Annotated in this window: 18 protein-coding genes; 1 reads left to right on the plus strand and 17 read right to left on the minus strand. The window is 29.8% G+C overall.

Translation table 11 applies throughout. The features are described 5' to 3' along the window. Nucleotides 1-164: 164 nt before the first annotated feature. The 15 genes from ER639_RS12325 to ER639_RS10375 form a co-directional block, all read right to left on the minus strand. Nucleotides 165-311 (minus strand): PTS glucitol/sorbitol transporter subunit IIA family protein, encoded by a 147-nt coding sequence (locus tag ER639_RS12325; protein ID WP_164993426.1) that lies wholly within the window; start codon nt 309-311, stop codon nt 165-167. Between the two features lie 172 nt (nt 312-483). Then, a complete protein-coding gene (locus ER639_RS10310) occupies nt 484-861 on the minus strand; it encodes a hypothetical protein (protein ID WP_164993427.1) in 378 nt (125 codons plus the stop codon). A 315-nt stretch (nt 862-1,176) separates the two neighbouring features. Then, the gene (locus tag ER639_RS10315; RefSeq protein ID WP_129065710.1) at nt 1,177-1,419 is read right to left on the minus strand and encodes a hypothetical protein; all 243 of its coding nucleotides are present in this window, start codon (nt 1,417-1,419) and stop codon (nt 1,177-1,179) included. Between the two features lie 160 nt (nt 1,420-1,579). Further along, nucleotides 1,580-1,927, minus strand: coding sequence for a PTS glucitol/sorbitol transporter subunit IIA (locus ER639_RS10320; RefSeq protein ID WP_129065711.1), 348 nt, complete (start codon nt 1,925-1,927; stop codon nt 1,580-1,582). A gap of 21 nt (nt 1,928-1,948) precedes the next feature. Continuing rightward, a complete protein-coding gene (srlE, locus tag ER639_RS10325) occupies nt 1,949-2,944 on the minus strand; it encodes a PTS glucitol/sorbitol transporter subunit IIB (RefSeq protein ID WP_129065712.1) in 996 nt (331 codons plus the stop codon). Nucleotides 2,945-2,949: 5 nt separating this feature from the next. Beyond that, nucleotides 2,950-3,504 (minus strand): PTS glucitol/sorbitol transporter subunit IIC, encoded by a 555-nt coding sequence (gene srlA / locus ER639_RS10330; protein ID WP_129065713.1) that lies wholly within the window; start codon nt 3,502-3,504, stop codon nt 2,950-2,952. Beyond that, entirely contained in the window at nt 3,505-3,960 is a 456-nt protein-coding gene (locus ER639_RS10335) for a transcriptional regulator GutM (RefSeq protein WP_129065714.1), read from the minus strand. It lies immediately after the preceding gene. 1 nt (nt 3,961) lies between these two features. Beyond that, the gene (locus tag ER639_RS10340; protein WP_129065715.1) at nt 3,962-5,842 is read right to left on the minus strand and encodes a BglG family transcription antiterminator; all 1,881 of its coding nucleotides are present in this window, start codon (nt 5,840-5,842) and stop codon (nt 3,962-3,964) included. Nucleotides 5,843-5,861: 19 nt separating this feature from the next. Then, nucleotides 5,862-6,656 (minus strand): SDR family oxidoreductase, encoded by a 795-nt coding sequence (locus ER639_RS10345; protein WP_129065716.1) that lies wholly within the window; start codon nt 6,654-6,656, stop codon nt 5,862-5,864. A gap of 226 nt (nt 6,657-6,882) precedes the next feature. Then, a complete protein-coding gene (locus tag ER639_RS10350) occupies nt 6,883-7,728 on the minus strand; it encodes a MurR/RpiR family transcriptional regulator (protein ID WP_129065717.1) in 846 nt (281 codons plus the stop codon). An 18-nt stretch (nt 7,729-7,746) separates the two neighbouring features. Then, the gene (locus tag ER639_RS10355; RefSeq protein WP_129065718.1) at nt 7,747-9,165 is read right to left on the minus strand and encodes a PTS transporter subunit EIIC; all 1,419 of its coding nucleotides are present in this window, start codon (nt 9,163-9,165) and stop codon (nt 7,747-7,749) included. Beyond that, nucleotides 9,166-10,065 carry an N-acetylmuramic acid 6-phosphate etherase gene (murQ, locus tag ER639_RS10360; RefSeq protein ID WP_129065719.1) on the minus strand — a complete coding sequence of 300 codons (900 nt, stop codon included), beginning with the start codon at nt 10,063-10,065 and terminating at the stop codon, nt 9,166-9,168. It abuts the gene before it with no gap. Between the two features lie 4 nt (nt 10,066-10,069). Further along, nucleotides 10,070-11,098, minus strand: a complete 1,029-nt coding sequence (locus ER639_RS10365; RefSeq protein ID WP_164993428.1) for a MupG family TIM beta-alpha barrel fold protein — start codon at nt 11,096-11,098, stop codon at nt 10,070-10,072. 228 nt (nt 11,099-11,326) lie between these two features. Continuing rightward, a complete protein-coding gene (locus ER639_RS10370) occupies nt 11,327-11,848 on the minus strand; it encodes a hypothetical protein (RefSeq protein ID WP_129065721.1) in 522 nt (173 codons plus the stop codon). 200 nt (nt 11,849-12,048) lie between these two features. Then, a complete protein-coding gene (locus ER639_RS10375; protein WP_129065722.1) occupies nt 12,049-12,342 on the minus strand; it encodes a nucleotide pyrophosphohydrolase in 294 nt (97 codons plus the stop codon). A 63-nt stretch (nt 12,343-12,405) separates the two neighbouring features. Between ER639_RS10375 and ER639_RS10380 the strand changes: the two genes are divergently transcribed. Next, nucleotides 12,406-14,343: a DUF2075 domain-containing protein gene (locus tag ER639_RS10380; RefSeq protein WP_129065723.1), complete on the plus strand. Its 1,938-nt coding sequence runs from the start codon at nt 12,406-12,408 to the stop codon at nt 14,341-14,343. A 125-nt stretch (nt 14,344-14,468) separates the two neighbouring features. Here ER639_RS10380 and ER639_RS10385 read toward each other — a convergent pair whose 3' ends face one another. Both ER639_RS10385 and ER639_RS10390 read right to left on the minus strand, forming a co-directional pair. Beyond that, nucleotides 14,469-19,046, minus strand: coding sequence for a DEAD/DEAH box helicase (locus tag ER639_RS10385; RefSeq protein WP_129065724.1), 4,578 nt, complete (start codon nt 19,044-19,046; stop codon nt 14,469-14,471). A gap of 3 nt (nt 19,047-19,049) precedes the next feature. Further along, complete coding sequence (locus ER639_RS10390) at nt 19,050-21,803, minus strand: hypothetical protein (RefSeq protein ID WP_129065725.1); 2,754 nt, start codon at nt 21,801-21,803, stop codon at nt 19,050-19,052. Nucleotides 21,804-21,953 lie beyond the last annotated feature (150 nt).

Genomic DNA, 21,953 nt, shown 5'->3' on the forward strand with positions numbered 1-21,953 from the left:
TCATAGCCATTATTTCCGTCTTTATATTCTTTAATAAGTCTTAATTTAAAATCAAGTTCATGCTTTTTATTCAAAATAAACACCCCTAAAGTTGAATTTTAAGGTTCAACTTTAGGGGTGCACTTCAAAATTATTTCCAGGCTTTAATTTTTCTTTCATTTAATTTATTGAATTTCTATCGTACTTCCCACTGTAATCGTAGGTAATGCCTTATCTTCCAAATACAATGTCCCAGATTGTTCTGCTTCAGTACTACCATCAATATATAAACTTTGTTCTTCAGTCGGACACAGTCTTAAAATTATGATCATATCATCTTTTAGTCATGACAGACACTCCCGTAAATTGATATTATTATAATTTATTTATTATCAATTCACTTTGTGCGTTAATTAGTCTAACATCATTTCTACTACCCTTATAAAGTAACTATATTAATGATGATACAACTATATGTCTCTAAAATTCTTTTAGTGTACCTTGTTACGAACTTGAAAAATGCTTAGAAGACTCGATATCCTTTAATTTGAATATCAATGATTGTATTAACTGTTTCTTACATAATTGTTTTTCTAATATGATAGTATCATTTAAATCATCGTTATTTTCTTGTAGACTATCAAGTAATTTATAAGCATCTTCATATTCTTTCATTTCATACAAAGCGGTATATATGTTCAATTTCCATATATTTAAATATTTTTTACTATCTATTAAACTTTTAATGGATAGCAAACTATCTAGAAGCATATATGGATCCTTGTCCTTCTTATATTGATTAATTGCATCATTCATTGGCTTCACATGGCTTAAATAATATCTTCTATTACTAATATTTATAATAAAAAATAGAGATACCATAAACACCAATATATTACCTACAACGTATATCGTAATCCATAATAGAAAATGTTCCGAGTATTTTGCAATCATCCAAAACAGAAATATAAATGATAGAATAAAATACACACGAATAGCATATCTAGTTACTTTTGATTCCGAAGTCTTGTCTTCACCTGAAAAACTAATAATTTCATCAATGTTATACTTCAATCAATACGCCCTCTTTCACTTCATTCAAGATTAGTGATTTTTAAATTTTATATGCTACTTTGCTTAATTTTTTATCACTTTAAAGAATGCTTTTCTAAGTTATTTTGTAAATGCGTAAGAAACCTAAGAATACAACATTAATTTTATGAATTGAATTACTCGTTTTAAAGTATGAAAGAATGACATTAGTCCTACAGGCAAGAACACAATCCATGCCATAAATGTCTGACGTAATTGCCAATATGACAAATATTTTTCTTGGAAATCTTTTGAAAAACGTTCTCTAAAAATCATCACAAAACTAACACTTAATAACAATGCACTCAGTAGGCATCCCCAAAATATTTCTTGAAATAACTCAAACAAAAGTTAACCCCTCTTTGTTCCCAATTTATGATGCTCTATTTTATAACATTAAAATAATCATAAACTATAGAAATAGACTAGTAAATATAAATTGATAATATGAAATAGAAAAACCCAAAACACCAATTTAAGTGTTTTGGGTTTTTACAAACGATTCACCTTATCTAATTATTATACTGCTTCCCACTGTAATCGTAGGTAATGCCTTATCTTCCAAATACAATGTCCCAGATTGTTCTGCTTCAGTACTACCATCAAACTTCAATGTAATATGTCCTAAATCATTTAAATTTTTAATTACTGAGTTCCCTACTTTAGTAATTTCATATGATTCACCATCAATATATAATCTTTGTTCTTCAGTAATTGTATCGACATTATTTACTTCAATGATGTAGCAATAATCTACTAATTCTTGCGGTGCATTTTCCCCAAATAAGATAACCATTTTTTCAGCATTGAATGCAGTCGCATCTTTTCCTATTGATTTCACTACAGTTTGGTACATTTTTATATTGCCTCCTTATTGCTAATCATATAATCCAAAACTTGCTAACCAAGCGATAAATACCCTCGGTGCACCATTTAAAAATCTAGAATAAAGTACAGATGGCACACCTACCTCAATTGTCTTTGTTTCTGCTTCAGCTAATCCTAAACCAACGGGGATAAAATCACAAGCATTTTGAGTATTAATTGCAAATAATGCTGGTAATGCTAAATTCGGTGGTATATTACCTTTACCAATTTCAACACCAATTAATGTTCCTAATACTTGTCCGATAACCCCTCCAGGACCTAATAAAGGACTTAAAAATGGTAATGAACAAATAAATCCGATAGCCATCAAGCCCCAAATCGTGCCTGCCAATGGTGACATAACATGCGCGAACATATCACCAATACCTGATCCTTGTATGATACCAATTAATAATGCTACAAATCCCATAAATGGAATAATCGTATGTAACATTGTTTCAACTGCATCACGTGATGCTTGATAAAATGTATTAATAACTTTACCTGCCCCTAAGCCGATTTTAGTTAATAAACTTTTATTTTCTTGTTCAGCTCTTGTTTCCATGATTTTCTTATCCGCTGAATATTTAGGTTGAACCGTCTTTTGTTCAACAACCGGTGTAACTGGTGTATCATTATCCCCTGCTACACTTACTTGATCTACATCTACATTTGATACATAAATTGATTCAGTGATATATTGTCTTAAAGGACCACTTTTACCTGTCGCCATAATGTTGATAGTTGGTATCCCTTTTTGAGGATAGATACCACATCTTAAAGTACCACCACAATCAATTACCGCAGCCATGATTTCACTTTCAGGCACAGAAGTTTCAAATCCATTTACAGCTGTTGCTCCAGTAATTTCACAAATCTTATCTACAATCGCTGGTTTATGGCCACCTGTAATATAAACTAATTTATCTTTTTCACCGTTTACACCTATTTCCAATGGGCCACCGAATCCGCCAGACCCTTTAACGATTCTAGCTTTATTTGACATAACCATTACTTCCCTTCTAAGTGAACTTCTTTACTTAATTTAACACCTTGTTGTTTCTCTACAAAACTTGTTGTGAAATCTGTTACCCAACCGCCAATAAAGTTGAGGATAATTCCGACGATCATATAGCGCACTGCTAAGTCTGTCATAGGTAAATCGAGTTGTTTAATCCCATTTGCAATACCTAAAAATATAAATAATTCAGCCGGATTGATATGTGGAAATAACCCATTACTCGTATGTGCAAACTGTGCTGCTGAAGCGAAATAACTCGGCTTGTATTTCTCTGGCATAAATCTTCCTAATGAATGAACCATTGGGTTTGCTAACATAAATGATCCTAGTAAAGGCAACACTAAATATCTCAAAAACGGATTTCCTGCTGATTTCTGTGCAATCTTATTAATTCTTTCCTCACCGATTAATTGAATTAATGTATTCATAGCGATTAATAGCATTAAAACTAAAGGCACGATAGATGTCATCCAACTAATAAATGTATCCGCACCTGTCTGGAATAACTTGATAAATCCTTCTGCTAACTTAACGATAAAATCCATCTAATTGACCCCTCTCTTTTTTACTAAGCCATTTACGTTGTTAACAACACGCATTAAAGGCGATGGAATTGATTTAATTTCTCCGCCACTTTGAATCACATTAAATGTGTGTTGTGCATCTAAAATAGCTTTCGTAAGTAATTTATTATAGTGTGATAAATCCTGACATTTAATTTGATTAATTTTTTTACCTTCAAGCCCTTTAAGCTTCTTAAATTTTGCAAATACTGTGACACCTTGCATATAACGCATTTCTTCAATTTCATTCTTACCATTAATTTGAATGAGCACTAATGTACCTGATTTAAATATAGATGGTCTTCTACCAATCGATACACGACCCTTTTCACGCATTTCAATGTAGTTCTTATTGAAATTTTTAATTTGAAAGATACCTAATACATATTGAACACCAAATCCAATTGCTAACATTACTATCAATAGAATAAAAAACATATTACAACCTCATTTCCTGATTTACTAGTTTTACAAAATCAACATAATGCTTTACACCATCAAGTTTGTTAATGAAATAGTCATTTGAACTAATATATAAAATTTCCTCATAAATTCGAATCAGTACAGCTTCGTTTACATTCTGATTCGGAATACCTATTAAAATTACCATCTTTAAATTTTGACCACACTTTATTGATGATGGTATTAAAGCAATTTTCACTAAGAGTGCATTCCCATCATAATCAGTATGCGGGAAACCAATAGCACCATTGATTGTTGAGCGCTCGTTTTCCTTACTAATCAACTTACTTTTAAACGTTTCATTAACATGACCTTCATTTATTAATTCGTCACATAATGTATTAATGACAGTTTCATAATTATCGCTTTCTACTAAATAAAAATCATCAGGTGATAAATGAGACAATATTGTACTATGGTTATTATATTTCTTGTTGTTAACATCCTTATAGATTAAAAATTGCTCAATTTTAGACTTCAACAATGCCTGGTCTAATATATCATCAATATAAACAACTTTATTAAACATTTGATGAACCTGCACACTCGAAACAACCAACTTATATTGATCGACTAAACTTTTAGTTAATGCATCTTGAGGAAATACGTCGATTTGTGTATTCGTGGTAAAAATATTCTTTAAATAAGAAGTTATCAATTTAGTTGTACTTAATCCTTGATCTGTAATAACAGCAACTTTTTCAATAGATTTGAGTGCTCGGTCAATTTCTTCAAGGTAGACACTAAAGTATAGTGCAATAAAGCTTAATTCGTTTTCAGGTACGTCAACTTCTGTCTGTTTCTTAATTTGATCTGCTAGTACCTTCGATAATTCATATGCAAAAGGATATTTAAATTGAATGTTTTGTATCGTATTATCCTTTAACTCAATTTTGAAGATTAAACGGTTAATCATTTGAATCAAATGTAATTTAATGTCATGAGAAAATAATGCATCATCAATCTTTATTTGATAAAAATAATTGATATCCTTAATCGTCTCCTGAATAATAATATCTATTACTTCATTTTGTTTCGTTTTATTTAACTGGTCCATAATCGTAGCACGTCTACCAATTAACTGTAGAACGACTAACATTAATTCTTGTATGAGATCTTCTTTTTCAAAAGTAGATTTCCAAATGTTTAAAACTTCTCGAAAATCATTAAAATAATCAGAATGATAAACAAATGGGTCAACTTGTAAAGCGTTGGTTATAAAATGTCCACTTGCCATTCTCATTTCAGTGACTTTTATTGCATTAAGTAAATTTTCAATTGTAGTACTTTCTAAATGATATTTCTTTTCTACTTCTTTAATACAATGCATTACCTCTTCTGAAATCGAATGATTTGCAATGATCTCTGGAAAAATCTCAATTACTGCTTTTCTAATTTGATATTCTTCACCATGAAGTAAAATACCTACATTTGTTATGCCATTAATGTCAACTTGAAATGGACCAAGTTCCGATTTTAAACTTTGAATGACTTTCACAGTACTAGCTTTACTTAAGAATAATTCATCTGCAATATCATCAATATTTGATATCTCATGGCATAATAAATATTGAAAGACTTGCCCCTTCCTTCTCAGTAAGGTTTGTGCATCAAGTTCTATTGATTCAACTAATTTTTGATACTTTGTTTTAAACTGATTTGAATCCACAATCGTTAAACAATATGAACCAAAACGTTTATCAATAGAAACAATCTGTCCAAAATACGTTTGTATTTGTAAACAATAATTCCCTAAAGTTCTAACTGAAATATTAAGATTAAAGGCTAAACGTTCTTCAGGAACATCTTGAGAAAATAGAGATTCAATAATTGAAATATGCTTTTTAGTTAACTCCATAATCTCCCTACTTTCTGTTTTAGCCTCTTGATTTACCACCAGATATATTAATCGTAGTGCCTGTAATGTAATTTGAACGTTCAGAACTTAAATAACATACTAAATCAGCAACATCTTGTAATTTACCTACTCGTCGAATTGGAATAGATTTCGAATAATCACCATTTAATTGATCAACTGTAATGTTTCTTGTGTATGCTAATGCTTCTTCGTAGGCAGGTGTTCTTAGACCCGTTTCTTCTAATATTCCTGGCGCGATAGCAACAACTCTAATATTATGTTTGCCCAGTTCTTTTGCCCAACTACGCGTAAATCCGATTAACGCTGCCTTAGTAGCTGCATAAATACTTTGACCTTCAGAACCTTCTTGACCTGCTTCGCTCGCTACGTTAACAATAACACCGCCATCGTTCTGTACAAAATATTTACTTACTTCTTGAGCAAAGAAGACTGGTCCTTTCAAATTAACATTAAACATTAAATCTAAATCTGGCTCATTTATCTCGTATTGTGGTTTTTCACCCTTAACATCGACAAGCATTCTTGGTAAATTGATACCCGCATTATTAACTAAAATATCAATTTTGCTTCGTTCTTCCAAGATAGTATGGATTGTTGACACAACATTTTCATAATTTGACACATCTGTTTTGATAAATCGATAATTGGAATTTTCTAGTGTTTGATCATTTAAATCTGCATTATAAACATATGCACCTTGTTCCAATAATGATAAAACAATTTGACGTCCAATACCTGAGCTACCACCTGTAACAATTGCTACTTTTTCATTTAAACCTAACCATTGTTCCATTTCTACGACCTCCTTATTTGATAAGCTCAGTATAGAATGAAACGCTTTCATAATTAATATCATCTTTTGTGCACAATTTTGAATTTGAAAAAATAATTCATTTTATTTAAGAAATATACTTCGTATTAAATACTTTATTTTAAGAAGAAAAAACTCAAAACTAAAAAACACCCCTAAAGTTGAATCTAAATAATCAACTTTAGGAGTGCACTTTATTTCAAATCTATTATTTACTCTTAAATTCCTGCACCGCTTCTTTTGTCGCATTAATCATCTTTTTATTTGCTTCATAATGCTTTACTAAATACGCATAGAAAATCACATCCACTGTGAACAGTTGAGCCATTAAAGAGCTTGTTGCTGCATATCTGAGACTCTCTTCTGTACTGGCATCGTGAATGATTTGATAATCAGCCAGTTCTGCCAACTTACTTTCTTCATTGCTTGTAATACATACACTTTTTGCATTATATGTTTTACAAATATGCATTAATTTCTCAACTTCTTTATTGTTTCCGCCGCTTGTAATCCCTATAAATAATGCGTCTTCTTGAAATGAACCAATTGTTCCAGAGATTAAATGTGTGTCTAATGAATGTTGAACATTTAATCCTAATCTCAAAAATTTCTGATAGAAGTCTTGTGCAACTAAATTTGATGCTCCTATCCCAAAAACGACAATTACTTTTGCTTGTTCTATCGCGCTGACTATTTGATCAACTGAATCATCGTCTATCGTATGCTCTGTCATTTCCATTGAATAAGTCGCTCGAGACATTAGTTTATGTTTTAAACTTTTAATCGTTTCATCTTTTTCAATACGTTTAAAAACACTTACTTCATCATCAGGAATATGTCTTGATATTGTGACTTTGAAATCACTTAATCCCTTATAATTCATCTTCTTTATAAATCTGATGACTGTTGCTGAACTTGTATTCGTATTATCCCCTATTTCTTGAGCACTTAGTTGCACCGCTTCATCTGGATAATCAATGACATAGTTTGCTACACGTTGTTCTTGTTTCGTTAATTGATTCATATGTTCTTTAATATACATTAATGGATTCATGATTCTACCCCAATATGTTTATTGTTTTGCTCTCATTTCTTTTGTAGTACCAAAGAAATAAGTGAATACAAATCCTCCTGCATATGCTGCAAGTAGACCAGCAATGTATCCTAAATACATATTATCAGAAATTAATGGTAATAAGCTAATACCACTTGGACCAATCGCTACTGCACCAATCTTACCAATCCCTCCAATGACTGCACCGCCAATACCGCCACCAATACAAGCCGTAATAAATGGTCTACCTAGAGGTAATGTCACACCATAAATCAACGGTTCTCCAATTCCTAATATACCAACCGGTAATGCACCTTTAATTAGATTGATTAAGTTACTATTCTTTCTACATCTAACCCATAAAGCAATTGCTGCTCCAACTTGACCAGCTCCTGCCATTGCTAGGATTGGCAATAAATAAGTCGCATGTGATTGGTTAATCATTTCAATATGAATAGGTGTTAAAACTTGGTGTAGTCCAAACATAACAAGTGGTAAGAATGTCGCCCCTAAAATAAATCCACTAATTGGACCACCAATGGCTAATACCCAGTTAATTGTTCCTACTAGACCGTTTGATACAAATCCAGCAAGAGGCATAATTAAGAAAATTGTAGCAAGTCCCATAATGAGTAATGTAATGAAAGGTGTCACAATAATGTCTACTGCATTTGGAACGATTTTATGTAATTTACGTTCTAAAAGAGATAAAATCCATACAGCAAATACAACACCAATAATCCCACCTTGACCTGGTGCTAATGGTTGACCGTTAAAGATATTTTTAATTGGACTTTCAGGGTTCATGCCCATTAATAATGTCGTTCCACCAATGACACCACCTAATCCAGGTGTTGCTCCAAATTCTTTTGCAGCATTAATACCAACATAAATTACTAAATATGCAAATAAGCCATTTTTAATAATATTCAATACATCAACATACATTTGCCAAGTACCGGCATCTAATTGCTTACCAACAATCATATTAGATAAAACTGCTGCAATACCACCAATTAAACCTGCACCTACGAATGCTGGAATTAAAGGTACAAAGATATTAGCAATGGATCTCAATATCCTCTTAAACTTACTATCATTGCGTCGATTAATATCTTCTTTAACAAGTTTTGCTTCATGATTTACACGTTCTTTATTACTTTTATGTTGAATCTCTTCACCTAGTGGCACACCAATCATACTACTCATTTCATTGGCAACTTTATTCACTGTTCCCGGGCCAACAACAACTTGAAGCATGTCATCTTCAACTATCCCCATCACACCATCTACAGCTTTTAAACCTTCAATATCCACTTTAGAATAATCAATAATACTCATACGAACACGTGTCATACAATGAATGACTTTTTCTAAGTTTTCTTTACCACCAACATGTTCTAGGATCCCTTTAGCAATCATTTGTTCTTTCGTCATCTAACTCATTCCTTCCTCATTAGATCTAATAAATCCATTATTTTTATTTAAAATATTCATTGCTTCCACTTTAGAAACATGATTTAATCCCATCACAATCGCAACTTTTACTTGTTTATCACTTTCATAAAACAATTCAGTTGCTTCACCTTTGTTTAATCCCGTTACCTCACCAATAATGCCAATACTTCTTTCTACAAGTTTCTCATTTGTAGGCTGTACATCAATCATTAGATTCTGATAAACCTTACCAATACCAACCATAATGCCTGTCGATATCATATTTAAAATCAACTTCTGTGCAGTACCTGACTTTAATCTTGTTGAACCAGTTAGAATCTCTGGACCTACTGACACATCAATAGGATGCGTTGCAATCTTGCCGATAGCTGAATCTGGATTGCATGAAATTGATCCTGTTAATGCACCAACTTTATTTGCATAATTCAAACCTCCAATAACATATGGTGTCCTACCACTCGCTGCAATACCGATGACAATATCTTTACTCGTAATATTTAAATGTCTTAAATCACTTTCACCAAGTAAAGCATCATCTTCAGCACCTTCAACAGCAACCGTCATAGCTTTCTCACCACCAGCAATTAAACCAATCACTTGATCTGGCGTTGTACCGAAAGTAGGGACACATTCAGCAGCATCCAACACACCTAAACGTCCACTAGTACCAGCCCCCATATAAATTAGGCGACCACCCATTTTAAACCTTTTCGTACTCTCTTCAATTAAATCAGCAATGAGATGTTTCACTTTCTCAATAGCAATTGCAACCTTTTGATCCTCTTGATTCATCACTGTGACAAATTCAAGTGGACTTAACGTATCAAGCGCCATCGTATGCTCATTTCTTTGTTCTGTCGCTAACTTGTTTAAATCCATATGCTCACTTCCTTACAAATTTAAATTTTGTACCACTATCAATAAGTTCGATTAAATCTAAATCTTCTTCAATTACATTTCCAATAACATTCACAGCTTCATTTGCAGGTAAATCACATTTCGTAATTTGAAGTTCATTCATATATCTGCCATATAAATGATTATCTAAAGTAATTGAACCTTTACTACGTTCGATACAATGATTTGGAACAACTTCATCTTTAAATAACTTTCTGTGATCCTTTGACCTAACAACATCACGAGCAACATCCAGACGATTATAATGAACCATATCAAATAAATAATCATAGCCATTATCAATCTCAGCTCTCAACATTAGACAATCACCAGTTATATAATCACTTAACACATCCATCTCAAAATCATTAATTGCTGTATCACCAATCACAACGATATCAACAAGCATATCCTTTAACTGTTTGTATGCAATAATCTGCTTCAAATCTCTATGATTCTCAACAGTAGGCAACCCTTTACAAACCGGACCCCTTAAATCACTTCCACAAACAAACGCTAACAGATTCACATCAGGAAAATCCCTTTTCAATTCAGCATTCTGTTTATAAAAGAAATCAGCATCCAACCCAGTTTCAGGACGTGGATAATAATTATGCATCACAATCACTTTCGAGTAATCAAAGTGCATATCCTTTAAACCTCTGAGAACACTTAATGCATCTGTACTTGCATTTAAAACAACTTTTGAATGCTTACTCCAATTTACAATTCGCTCCAAATCATCAGACTCGTCAAATCGAACTGCATCAAACCCTAACTGATCTTCATCATTTATTCTTGCTTCAATTTCATCAAAAATTCTAGGATTAATATCAACAATTAAAGTCGCTTCATTCCCAACGAAATTCTTTAAATCTTTCAATAATTGAAACTTGTCATTGATATCCTCTTCAGGAATTTGTAATGAAGTAAAGATTGTATTAAATCCCTTGTCTAACATCTTTCGAATGTACGCTGTATCTATGTTACTTAAATAAACTGAGAATCCTAGCAAGTAATCATCTCCTACGTTTGTAATCGGTTACATTATAACATTTCAAGAAATTAAATTTCAATATATGTTTTTATTTAACTATAAAAAGAAATAATATTTCAATAAAAACCAATAAAAAAGATCCAAATAAATGGATCTTTAAAACGGAAACAAAACTCATTTATTCTTGTATTAATATTTCTAAAAATTATTTCTTATAAACCTTTGAATCAAATATTTAAAAATTGATTACTCTTCTTTCCCATCCTTAAACCCTTCATACCCTTTGAAAAATGTCTTTCCACCCTCATAGTCCGTTACGCCACTCCAGCTACCAATACTAACTTTTTTACATTTAGGTACTTTCACCCAAGTGTTTTCATCGCACGAAAACATATAAGTATCTTTGTTCGTATATACATTTACGTAATAAATATAGCTATCTTTCGGTCGGTTAAATCTTGAGATTAAAGGTGCGATTCCATAAATGGTTTCTTCACGTTCAATTCTTTTATAATCTGGGCTATAAATCGTTTTAGCAGTCATCTCCCCTAGTCGTCTTGAATCTTCTTCAGTCGGACTTGACCAATAATTACCGATTTCTTTATAAATTAATATTGTTAGTGCTGGCAGTAACAATATCGACATAATAATCATATAAAATGTTTGTAATTTTATTTTCAGTTTTGCTAATTTGTGCATAAGTTTCGCGACTAAAAAAATGAACAAACTGCATATAATGATACCAACTGCAATTAGAATATATTCCATAATATTCCTCCTTTTGATTTATAATATCACAATTTACAAGGTGTGTTATTGATTCGTCTTAGTAATAAAAAAAATAAACAGGAGTTCAAATTTGAACTCCTGTTTACTATACAAACTTCTATAATTTCTACTTTTTGTTTATCAAATACTTAAGCCGTTTTTGCACTCTTATTATTATTAATAGTAAATTAACATAGCATTTAAATTTTATACTTCTCCCCATTCTTCTTAACTTTCTCTCTAATTATCTCTTCAATATCAAAGCCCATTTCTTCTGCCAATTGAATGCCATAGATAAATACATCAGCTAATTCTTCTGCAATATTTTCTCTATTCTTTTCAACAGCCTCTTCACTTGAGATCCATTGAAAATTTTCTAATAACTCAGCCGCTTCTAATGACAATGAAAGTGATAAGTCTTTTGGATTATGATATTGATTCCAGTTTCTTTCTGCTCTAAATTGATTGATTAAATCAATTATTTCTTTATTCATTATCTACACATCCTTTTAGAATATTATATAATATTTTTAACTGAAATTTACAGGAGTGATTGAATGATAGTCTATGAAGCGACAAAAAAAGAGTTTTTAAAAGATGTTTATGATGAAACACTTGTAAATAATATTATCAATAACTACAAAGCAAAAATCGGGAATATAAATGAACGAGAAGTACGTTCATGGGATAATTCAATGCAATATATGCACAATGTTATGATGGATCCTGAAATTCCTGAAGACTCTGGTGTTGCTATCGAATTCAAAATCCCCTATACATCTAAGCGTGTTGATTTTTTAATCAGTGGTAAAGATGATATCAACGCTAATGTAGTAGTTGTAGAATTAAAACAATGGAATAGCGTTGAAAAAGTTGATAAAGAAGGCATCGTTCGCACTAGATTCCAACATGGTTATGCGGAAACAACACACCCATCATATCAAGCTTGGTCTTATGCTTCATTAATTGAAGACTATAACCAAACTGTACAAAATGAAAACATAAAACTAATACCATCTGCATATTTACATAACTATATATCTGATATAGAAAAAGGTGATCCATTATTAGATAAAAGTTATTCATTCTATGTTGATAAAGCACCAATCTTTACAAAAGGACAGTCTGCGAAATTAAGAGCTTTTATTAAAAAATATATTAAATACGGAGATAATAAAGAAGGTATTTATAAAATAGAAAATGGGAAAATCAAGCCTTCAAAATCTCTACAGGATACATTATCAAGTATGTTAAAAGGTAATCAAGAATTTATTATGATTGATGACCAAAAGTTAATATATGAAACAGCTTTACAACTTGCAAATAAAGCTATTAGAACAAATACAAGACAAACATTAGTTGTTAAAGGTGGTCCAGGTACAGGTAAGTCAGTATTAGCAATTAATTTACTCGTAGAATTAACTCGTAGATCAATGGTCGTACAATATGTTACAAAAAACTCAGCACCAAGAGATGTATATTCAATAAAATTGAAAGGTGATTATCGAAAAACACAAATAGACAACCTATTCAAAGGCAGCGGCAGTTACTATAATGCACCAGAAAGTGAATTTGATGCATTAATAGTCGATGAATCACATCGATTAAATGCAAAATCCGGCCTATTTTCAAATCTAGGTGAAAATCAAATTAAAGAAATCATCTTTTCATCCAAATTCTCACTTTTCTTTATAGATGAACATCAAAAAGTAACTCTAAAAGATATCGGATCAATAGAAAACATCAAAAAGTATGCGGAAGAATTGAACAGTGAAATAACAGAAATGGAACTACAATCACAATTCAGATGTAATGGCTCAGACGGTTATTTAGCATGGGTAGATAACTTACTTGAAATCAGAAAAACAGCAAATGATAATGGATTCGAAGGTTTTGACTATGATTTAAGAGTATTTGATAACCCACAATTAATGTATGAAGAAATCCAAAAACTTAATTTAATAAATAATAAAGCAAGAATGCTAGCAGGATATTGTTGGGAATGGAAAAAAGAAGGTAAAGATAACTCAAATGTTAAAGACATAGAAATTCCAGAATACAATTTTGAAATGAGTTGGAACTTATCTAGTAAAGAACCATGGGCAATTGGTAAAAATTCAGTTAATGAAATCGGATGTATCCATACCACACAAGGGTTAGAATTTGATTATGTTGGTGTAATCATTGGTGATGATTTAAGATTTGAAGATGGTAAAGTCATTACTGATTTCACAAAACGTGCTAAAACAGATAAATCGCTCAATGGAATCAAAAGTGGTATAAAAAAAGATAAAGAATACTATACAAAAGCAGCTGATGATATCATTAGAAATACATATAGAACCTTACTCACAAGAGGACAAAAAGGATGCTTTATCTATTGTACAGATTATGCACTCAACCAACATATACAAACGAAAATCAAACAAATGCAATATACATACCAATTATTTAGCCAGACAATGTACGTTGCAGAAGATTTTGAGGAATATTAAATACAAATATAATGCATAAAATTAACCTACTAAGATTCAATATATGATATCTTAGTAGGTTTAAAATTAGTAATTTATTATGAAGATAAACTATATAGCAATATTAATAAATAATTATTACATAATTAAAACATCTCCCCTGTAATCGATTCAATTGTTTTGATAATTTCTTTTCTTGATAATTTATCATGGAATTTCTGATTTTGATAATTTCTTAAACAATGATAACATGATGAATCTTCATCGCATTCACAATTTTTCAATTTGTCTTTAGCAGTTCTAAATATTTCTTCGATAAGTGATTCATTCTTAGAATCAAATAATCTTTTTACATGACCAGCACCGCCAGGAACATTGTCAAACAAAACAATATTAGTTTTTTGTACATCTTTATCGAAGAATACTTCAGTAGTACCTGAAATGTCTTTTCTTTCAATATGTAAAGTAGTACTAATACTATCAAGCAACGCATGCAGTAAACCGATTCTCGAAGTAATATCTAGTACAATGTCTAATTCTATTACTAGTACATCTGTTTTAAAAATATGACCTAATTGAATATCTTTCGTTACTTTACCATCACATTTATATCCGTACTTATTCTTATGACTTTTAACCCCTTTTTCATGATTAACTGTGTAACCACATTCTTCACAAGTTCTAAAATTAACTTTACTAACTAGCATTAATTCATCATTTTTAGAAGACTTAATTTTTATACCGTATTTCAAGAATTTTTCTTCTACTTCCACCGAAGAATTACCTACATAAAAAACATCACTTCTTGGACTTGAAATAGGTGGTAGATCTTTTGCTACTTTTGATTCGTATTCTGCTGTAAATCCTTGTCTAGGAACTAGCATTACTTCTAATCGACCATTTAAGTTAGATCCACATAAACGACAAGTCTTTAGATTATCTTTCTTTTCTAATAACGCAATATTAATGTGCTTACAACTAGCCTTTGTACATTGTACAAGTGCATATTCTTCTAACTTTATAGCCTTGTTTCGTTGTAAATTAATATATCTGCTTGTATAGATTTTTCCATCTGCGATAACTTGAGAACCTGGAGCATACTCACTGATTGCTTGACTTAAATCTCTTGTTAACCTTAGTTTTTTCAAATTGTTATTTGTATTCAATTCTACTGTATCAACTGGAAATCCATATTTAGGCAATACATTTTTTCTACTAAGATATGATATTATTCTTTCTTCTTCAAGACTTCTTCTTGCTTTTTCCACATTATTAATTTCGAGAATATCGTATTTTCTATTTTTAGAATTGATGTGTGCATCTATAATATTTTCTAATTCTTCTATTTCTGATTTGTATAAAATGTATTCTTGCATTATAGATGATTCATCTGTTTTTATTATTTCAAAATATACATCTAAGTAATCCAAAGATTTCTCAGGACAAACTGATTTCATCTTTTTTCTTAATACACTCTCGTTTTCTTTAATAAATTCTAATAATAATGTGATTGTCTTTTCATCAAATAAATTTTTTACCTTAGAGAATGATTCAGGATTTGCTCTCCAAAACTCAGAAAGAACGACTGCATTTAAATGTCTATTCAATATTTTTTTATTGTTTCTATCAAATATTGGTGGTGTTATTTTCCCTCTAATCATATCAAGTGGATATTTGAAATAATTTAAATCGTGACTCGAATTTGCACAGAAAGTCAATATAAATGCTGCTGCGTCTGCACTTCTTCCAGCCCTTCCAGCTCTTTGAACATAGTTAGCAGGTGAAGGTGGAGTGTTTCTCATAAAAACTGTCTCTAAGTCACCAACATCTACACCCATTTCAAAAGTTGTAGAGCAACTTAGTATATTGATTTTCTTATCGATAAAGTTTCTTTGATATTCTTTAGCAGTATGAGGATCTATTTGAGCGGTATGCTCTTTAATAATCAATCCTTCTAAATAATTATCAGAATAGATGTTGCTATAATGTATGTTTTCAGAAATTGACATAGGACTTTCTTTCTTTGTTAATCCTTCATTTAAACAATGGATACAGATGTTATTCATTTTATAATGCTGCGTTTTTCTACAAGTATCACATTGAAATATTTCAGCATTTCTTTTATCTCTAATAATAATTTTAAAACGATTAATTTTATAGTTGCTTTCATTAAACTGTTCTAATTGATTATGTGTATTACTAAAATGATAAACAAAACCATTCAAAAATTCTTCTAGACTCGTTTCTGTCCCAAATATTTGTTCATTCATATTTTCACTAAGTAAATTTCTCATACCTTTTAGAAATTTTTTAGATTTTTTAAATGAATCAATTTCAAAATTATATCCATTACTATTTTTCGTTCTAAATATATCTACTAAGTCACTATCTGAAAAATTCACAGGCGTTGTCACTGCATGCTTATCTATAAAAGGTTTCATTATATAATTGTATATTCTAATATTTTCTTCTCTACTGAGATTTTCATTGAGTTCCATAAAATCATCTGTCTCAAAGTCAATATACATGTCAATCAAACCTAAATTTTTCAAACTATTTCTGTCACGAGCAACGAACTCATATAATAATATTTTATCTGCAATGATTTCCACATTTTCATTAATATCATAAAATTTCATATGCTCTTTTACTTGGTTAGAAAGTATATTTTTAATATCAACGTATTTATAAGCGTTATTCGTGTTTATTAATTTTTCTTCTTTTGCTATATCTAATGACTTTAACAACAATTTCTTAGATAATATCGCATTATGTCTATCTTCAAAATACGATGCAAAATGCGCTGCTTGTTGTCTGCTATCAGAAAACACTAAAAACTGCTTAGGATATTCTACTTTGTTTGTTACTATATTTTTTTGATTTTGACTAAAAATAGAAGGTTTCATCACTTTATTTTCAATATTTTTTATTTTTCCTGGAATTATTTTATACAAGCTTGAAGCAACAACACTCGTTGATGCTCTTTTCCCGAAATAAAAACTTTGTACTAATCCTTTATTATTAAAAGCGTTACATGAAATGCATGTAGAAATTTTTTCGCCATTATTTTTTATTTTTTTAACTAAGTAGTATTCAGTTGATTTTTCATTGTTTGTAACTTGTTTGATAGGCACAACTTGACCTCTATCAGTGTAGAAATGATAAATTTCATACTCTTTGATTGATAGATAATCAATATTTTTAGTTAGCATATATGTTTGAGGATTCTCTAATTCTTTATCTTGTACAAATTTTCCAGTTTCTATATTACCCGTTAAGTAGATTTGTCCACAATACTGACAAACAGAGATTTCATAAAAATTTATTCCATCACTATCATTTTTAACTGGCTTTAACCTTACTTCTGGATTTGGACCAAATTTTACAAAACAGCCTTCAAGCGTTCTAATAAACATATGGTATTTTGAATCGAAAGGTTTCACACCATTGCGTTCTGCTTTCGATGCAATATCTACAAATATTTCTAATCGTTTATCTGTTATATCGTGTTGTTCAATAATATAATTAATAGAAGGATTCTCTTTAATTGTATTTCTAACATCATAGTAGAACTTATCTTTCGTTACAATATCAAATAAAATTTCCGAAATACTGTCGTATATTGTATCGTTGTTAAAATGTTTTTTATAAATATTTTTTATTTCTTTAACATCTTCAATTTTACTATGAATTTCTTTATAAAATTCTTCTGGTAACATTTCTACATTTTCTGGTGCTTCAATACTTTCTCTTTCTGCAAATAATATAGAATCATGATCAAAAGCATTACTGTTTGTTAAATTATTAGCATAATCTACAATTTTATCTACAGAATTCTTATCGCCTAAAGTCGCACTCGTTAATATATATTTGATAGGGTGCAGAGGTTTTATTGCTACTCTCAAGCGAGAAAGTAGCATAGATACTTCAATTCCTAGTGATCCGTAATAAGTATGGGCTTCATCTAATACAATATTTCTCCAATGATTCGAATTTTCTCCTTCAAAGAATGTTTTGTCATCAGGTCTAAGAAGTAGATATTCTAACATTGAGTAGTTTGTTATTATTATATTTGGTGGTTCAGCTTTCATTGCTTCCCTTGAGATTAATTCATTTTTAAGTGGTTCTTTACCTTCAATTTCTTTATATACATCATAAGCTTTCTTTTGAGTATTCTCTGTTTCACCAGTATAAATACCGTATGTAATATCAGGATAATTTTTTAAGTAAGATCTTATCCTTTTAATCTGGTCTGTTGCGAGTGCATTCATAGGATAAATAATCAGCGTTCTTACACCAGGCGAAAGTGTACCTGCTTCTTTTTCTTTCATCAATTCATTCAATATAGGATATAAAAACGATTCCGTTTTACCTGAACCTGTACCCGTTGTAATAACTGCACTGCGTTGATTTGTAGAGATTAAATCAATTGCTTTCTCTTGATGAAGATATAAAGGTCTATCTAAATATATAGCTTTATTTTGTTCAGTATTCAACTTTCTATATTCACTGCTTAATACATTTAAATCAATCAACTCATTTAAAGTTTTACCTTTTAAAAATGAGTCTGTAACATCAAGAAATGGTCCATTCCCTAATTGTTCTTCATCTAAAGCTTTTATAAATAATTCATTAATTTCAGAGTCATTAATAAATCTAGATGTTTTAATATAGTTTTTATAATTGATTAATATTTCATCGACTGATTTTAATGGTGTGAACATAGATTATCTCCTCTCAATAATAAATTCATCAATAATGACATACCTTTTGGAATCTGTAATATCATAAGATGTATGGATTTTTCTTGTATATGCATCTAATATTAAATATTCTCCAAACTTATCAACCGCTTCGAAAAACATTTTCTTTTTCTTTTTATTTCGGACTTTGCAAGTCAATGGATTTATACTATCTAGATATATAGGTTTTTCATTATTCTTTTGATTCTCGAAATATAATTTACCACGATAATTTCCCTCTTTAGTAAACTTAATAAATTTAATATAGGTGTTTTCAATAGGTATTGTTGAACCATTACATAGAACAGCGTTAATTAAAATACCCCTTTCGAATTCTGCAAGAAACTTATCTCCTTTATGAAATGAGTTGCTATAAATGATTATTTTTTCCTTGGAGAAAAATTGATTCATTTTAAATATTTCAATATTAAATACAATATGTTCTACATCAGGAAAATCAAATTCTACTTTAGGTGCTAATTTTTTCTCTTCATAAATATTTTTTGAAGGTATTGATAATGCTATTTTTAAATCTTTACCACCATAATAAATTGTACTAATTGAAAGTTTTTCCCTAAACGGAACTGCAATTACATCGCATATTTCAGGCGTCTTTATTACTTCAAATAAACATACATCATCACCGTCAATATTGTAATAAAGTGATTGCTTACTAAAATTTTCATGATATCGTGCTAGTGAATATTCAATCCAATTATTATCTAATTGCTTTTTATTTTTACCTAACCTCAATAGTTGTTTGTTTTCTCCTATTTTCCAAACAACGTTACCATCTATCCCAATTGTTTCTAGTGAAGTTAAATTAAAATCTTCTATCCAATATTTATCCTCAAAATTGACGGTATTGTTTACCTTTATTGTAGGTAGAGTAAATACTAAACTAGCTTCTCGATCTAGTTTTAATTTAAAAGTCCCTTTATCATTAAGCGGTAGTATACAATTTGTTGATGTTAATATAGATTTATCATTCAACAAACATTTTGTAAGTGTGGCATGTGTATCATTTTTATAAATTTTTCTATCAAATGTATAATCTAATGTTCCAACATAGACAATATTTATATGGTAAACATAATATTGACTACCTTTTCTAACTAAATTAACTTCATAAAATTTTTCATCATAAGGAATATCATTTATTTTCATAAATTTCTTAAAATCAAATGATATTTCTTTATTGTCTCCATATCTGTTTTTCATTTCTAAAAAGTCAATATTAGATAAATCATATAACTGTTTATTAATTTCAATTGAGTAATCATAAATATGTTCTTCTTTTGCTAAACGAATATAAAATTCATTCCATTTTGAAAGTAACTTGTAATTCTTATCATTTTTATTTAGTACAACATTTTTAATAAAGGTATCTTCTGAAAATCCTGTTTCAAATATAGGTTTTTGTGAACTAATGTAATAACCATCAACATATATGACCTTCTCTTCACTCATGATGGATTCAAAATAATATATACCATTTTCATAATATAAATAATCATTATCAATATTACCTATTGATTTAATTGGTGATTCTGAAAGAATATAAAATTTCTCTTTATCTTTTATAGTGCTCGTATTAATGAATTTCTTCTTCTCATTAAATAATAAGAAATTTTTAGAAAATGATTCTTTTGAATCATATAATACTTTCTGCTTATTCTCCTTTTTATCCAAATACGTTATTTCATAATTGATATTTGTTGAATATTTATCAATATGTACTTGCATTGATTGTGTACTATAGAATCCTTCATTTTCAACAATTTCAAGCATTTTTGTAGTGTATTTCTCACCATTAACGAAAATGTTGAGTTTATGAGTTTCTATATTCTCTTCTTTTATTTGATATTCTGGAACGTGAACAATCATACCATTTGATTTTAATTCCAATCCTTTATGTTCATGATAATTATCATTAGATGCTTTTGTGGATGGTTGCTTATAACGTCGTTCAATGATTTGTTCTTGTTTAACTCTGTCAAATAACGCTGAATATTTTTTATCCAAATATACAGGCCATTTTCCATAATTAATATCATGTATGTATTTTATCCAATGATAAGTATATTTAACGACGTAATATGGTGAATATTCTAGAGCATATAAATAATATTTGGGTAGCCTTTGTATAATAGTTGTATATTTTTTTGTTCTAATACTATATCCATTTTTTAGATAATCAATTGAGGTATTTCTCAACTGCTGCATAAATTTTTTAAAGTTATTTAAACTACCGTTTTCTTTTAAATATCTAAAATAAATTTCTACAAATATATCAAACATTTTTTCCGCATTATCAGTAAATAGAATATTTTGTAGTAATATACTATCCTTATAGCGCGTATTATCATTTTCTAGAACTTTTAATGAACCTAAATTCATTAAATCACTTTGTATACTATTCTTGATTAAATTTATGTTTTTTGATTTGCTACTCAATTTTATATTATTTAAAAATGAAACAAACAGTTTATCTGTTATCTCATTGTCATCATCGTAATCATAAAAAGCGAAATTTACTAAACAAAAGGTAATTAACCGATTCTTTTCATTAGTATTAAACGGATATTCTCTAGGATTAAGAATAATATCTCGAATAAAACTCATTAACTGTTGATAATTTTCATAATCAATGTTCACCTGTCCGTAAACGAACATGTTATCACTTTTTTTAATTTCCTCCGAAATTTTATCTAGTAATTGTTGTGCGTATTGTATCATCCCATCACCTTTTAATTTATATACTTATTCTACCTTACACTTATATTACTAAAACTTATTAAATAAATATTGAAAAAATATAATTTTTATTAGATTTATATTTCCTTCTAAAAAAACCAGCACTTCATAGAGCTGGTTTTTAAAAAACTT

Source organism: Macrococcus sp. DPC7161 (assembly GCF_004117835.1).
GTDB lineage: Bacteria > Bacillota > Bacilli > Staphylococcales > Staphylococcaceae > SDSC01.

Excerpts from the sequence above, each read along its gene's own strand:
- ER639_RS12325 (WP_164993426.1), bottom strand. The coding sequence starts at position 311 with ATGATCATAATTTTAAGACTGTGTCCGACTGAAGAACAAAGTTTATAT.
- ER639_RS10310 (WP_164993427.1), bottom strand. The coding sequence starts at position 861 with ATGGTATCTCTATTTTTTATTATAAATATTAGTAATAGAAGATATTAT.
- ER639_RS10320 (WP_129065711.1), bottom strand. The coding sequence starts at position 1,927 with ATGTACCAAACTGTAGTGAAATCAATAGGAAAAGATGCGACTGCATTC.
- srlE (WP_129065712.1), bottom strand. The coding sequence starts at position 2,944 with ATGTCAAATAAAGCTAGAATCGTTAAAGGGTCTGGCGGATTCGGTGGC.
- srlA (WP_129065713.1), bottom strand. The coding sequence starts at position 3,504 with ATGGATTTTATCGTTAAGTTAGCAGAAGGATTTATCAAGTTATTCCAG.
- ER639_RS10335 (WP_129065714.1), bottom strand. The coding sequence starts at position 3,960 with ATGTTTTTTATTCTATTGATAGTAATGTTAGCAATTGGATTTGGTGTT.
- ER639_RS10340 (WP_129065715.1), bottom strand. The coding sequence starts at position 5,842 with ATGGAGTTAACTAAAAAGCATATTTCAATTATTGAATCTCTATTTTCT.
- ER639_RS10345 (WP_129065716.1), bottom strand. The coding sequence starts at position 6,656 with ATGGAACAATGGTTAGGTTTAAATGAAAAAGTAGCAATTGTTACAGGT.
- ER639_RS10350 (WP_129065717.1), bottom strand. The coding sequence starts at position 7,728 with ATGAATCCATTAATGTATATTAAAGAACATATGAATCAATTAACGAAA.
- ER639_RS10355 (WP_129065718.1), bottom strand. The coding sequence starts at position 9,165 with ATGACGAAAGAACAAATGATTGCTAAAGGGATCCTAGAACATGTTGGT.
- murQ (WP_129065719.1), bottom strand. The coding sequence starts at position 10,065 with ATGGATTTAAACAAGTTAGCGACAGAACAAAGAAATGAGCATACGATG.
- ER639_RS10370 (WP_129065721.1), bottom strand. The coding sequence starts at position 11,848 with ATGGAATATATTCTAATTGCAGTTGGTATCATTATATGCAGTTTGTTC.
- ER639_RS10375 (WP_129065722.1), bottom strand. The coding sequence starts at position 12,342 with ATGAATAAAGAAATAATTGATTTAATCAATCAATTTAGAGCAGAAAGA.
- ER639_RS10380 (WP_129065723.1), top strand. The coding sequence starts at position 12,406 with ATGATAGTCTATGAAGCGACAAAAAAAGAGTTTTTAAAAGATGTTTAT.
- ER639_RS10385 (WP_129065724.1), bottom strand. The coding sequence starts at position 19,046 with ATGTTCACACCATTAAAATCAGTCGATGAAATATTAATCAATTATAAA.
- ER639_RS10390 (WP_129065725.1), bottom strand. The coding sequence starts at position 21,803 with ATGATACAATACGCACAACAATTACTAGATAAAATTTCGGAGGAAATT.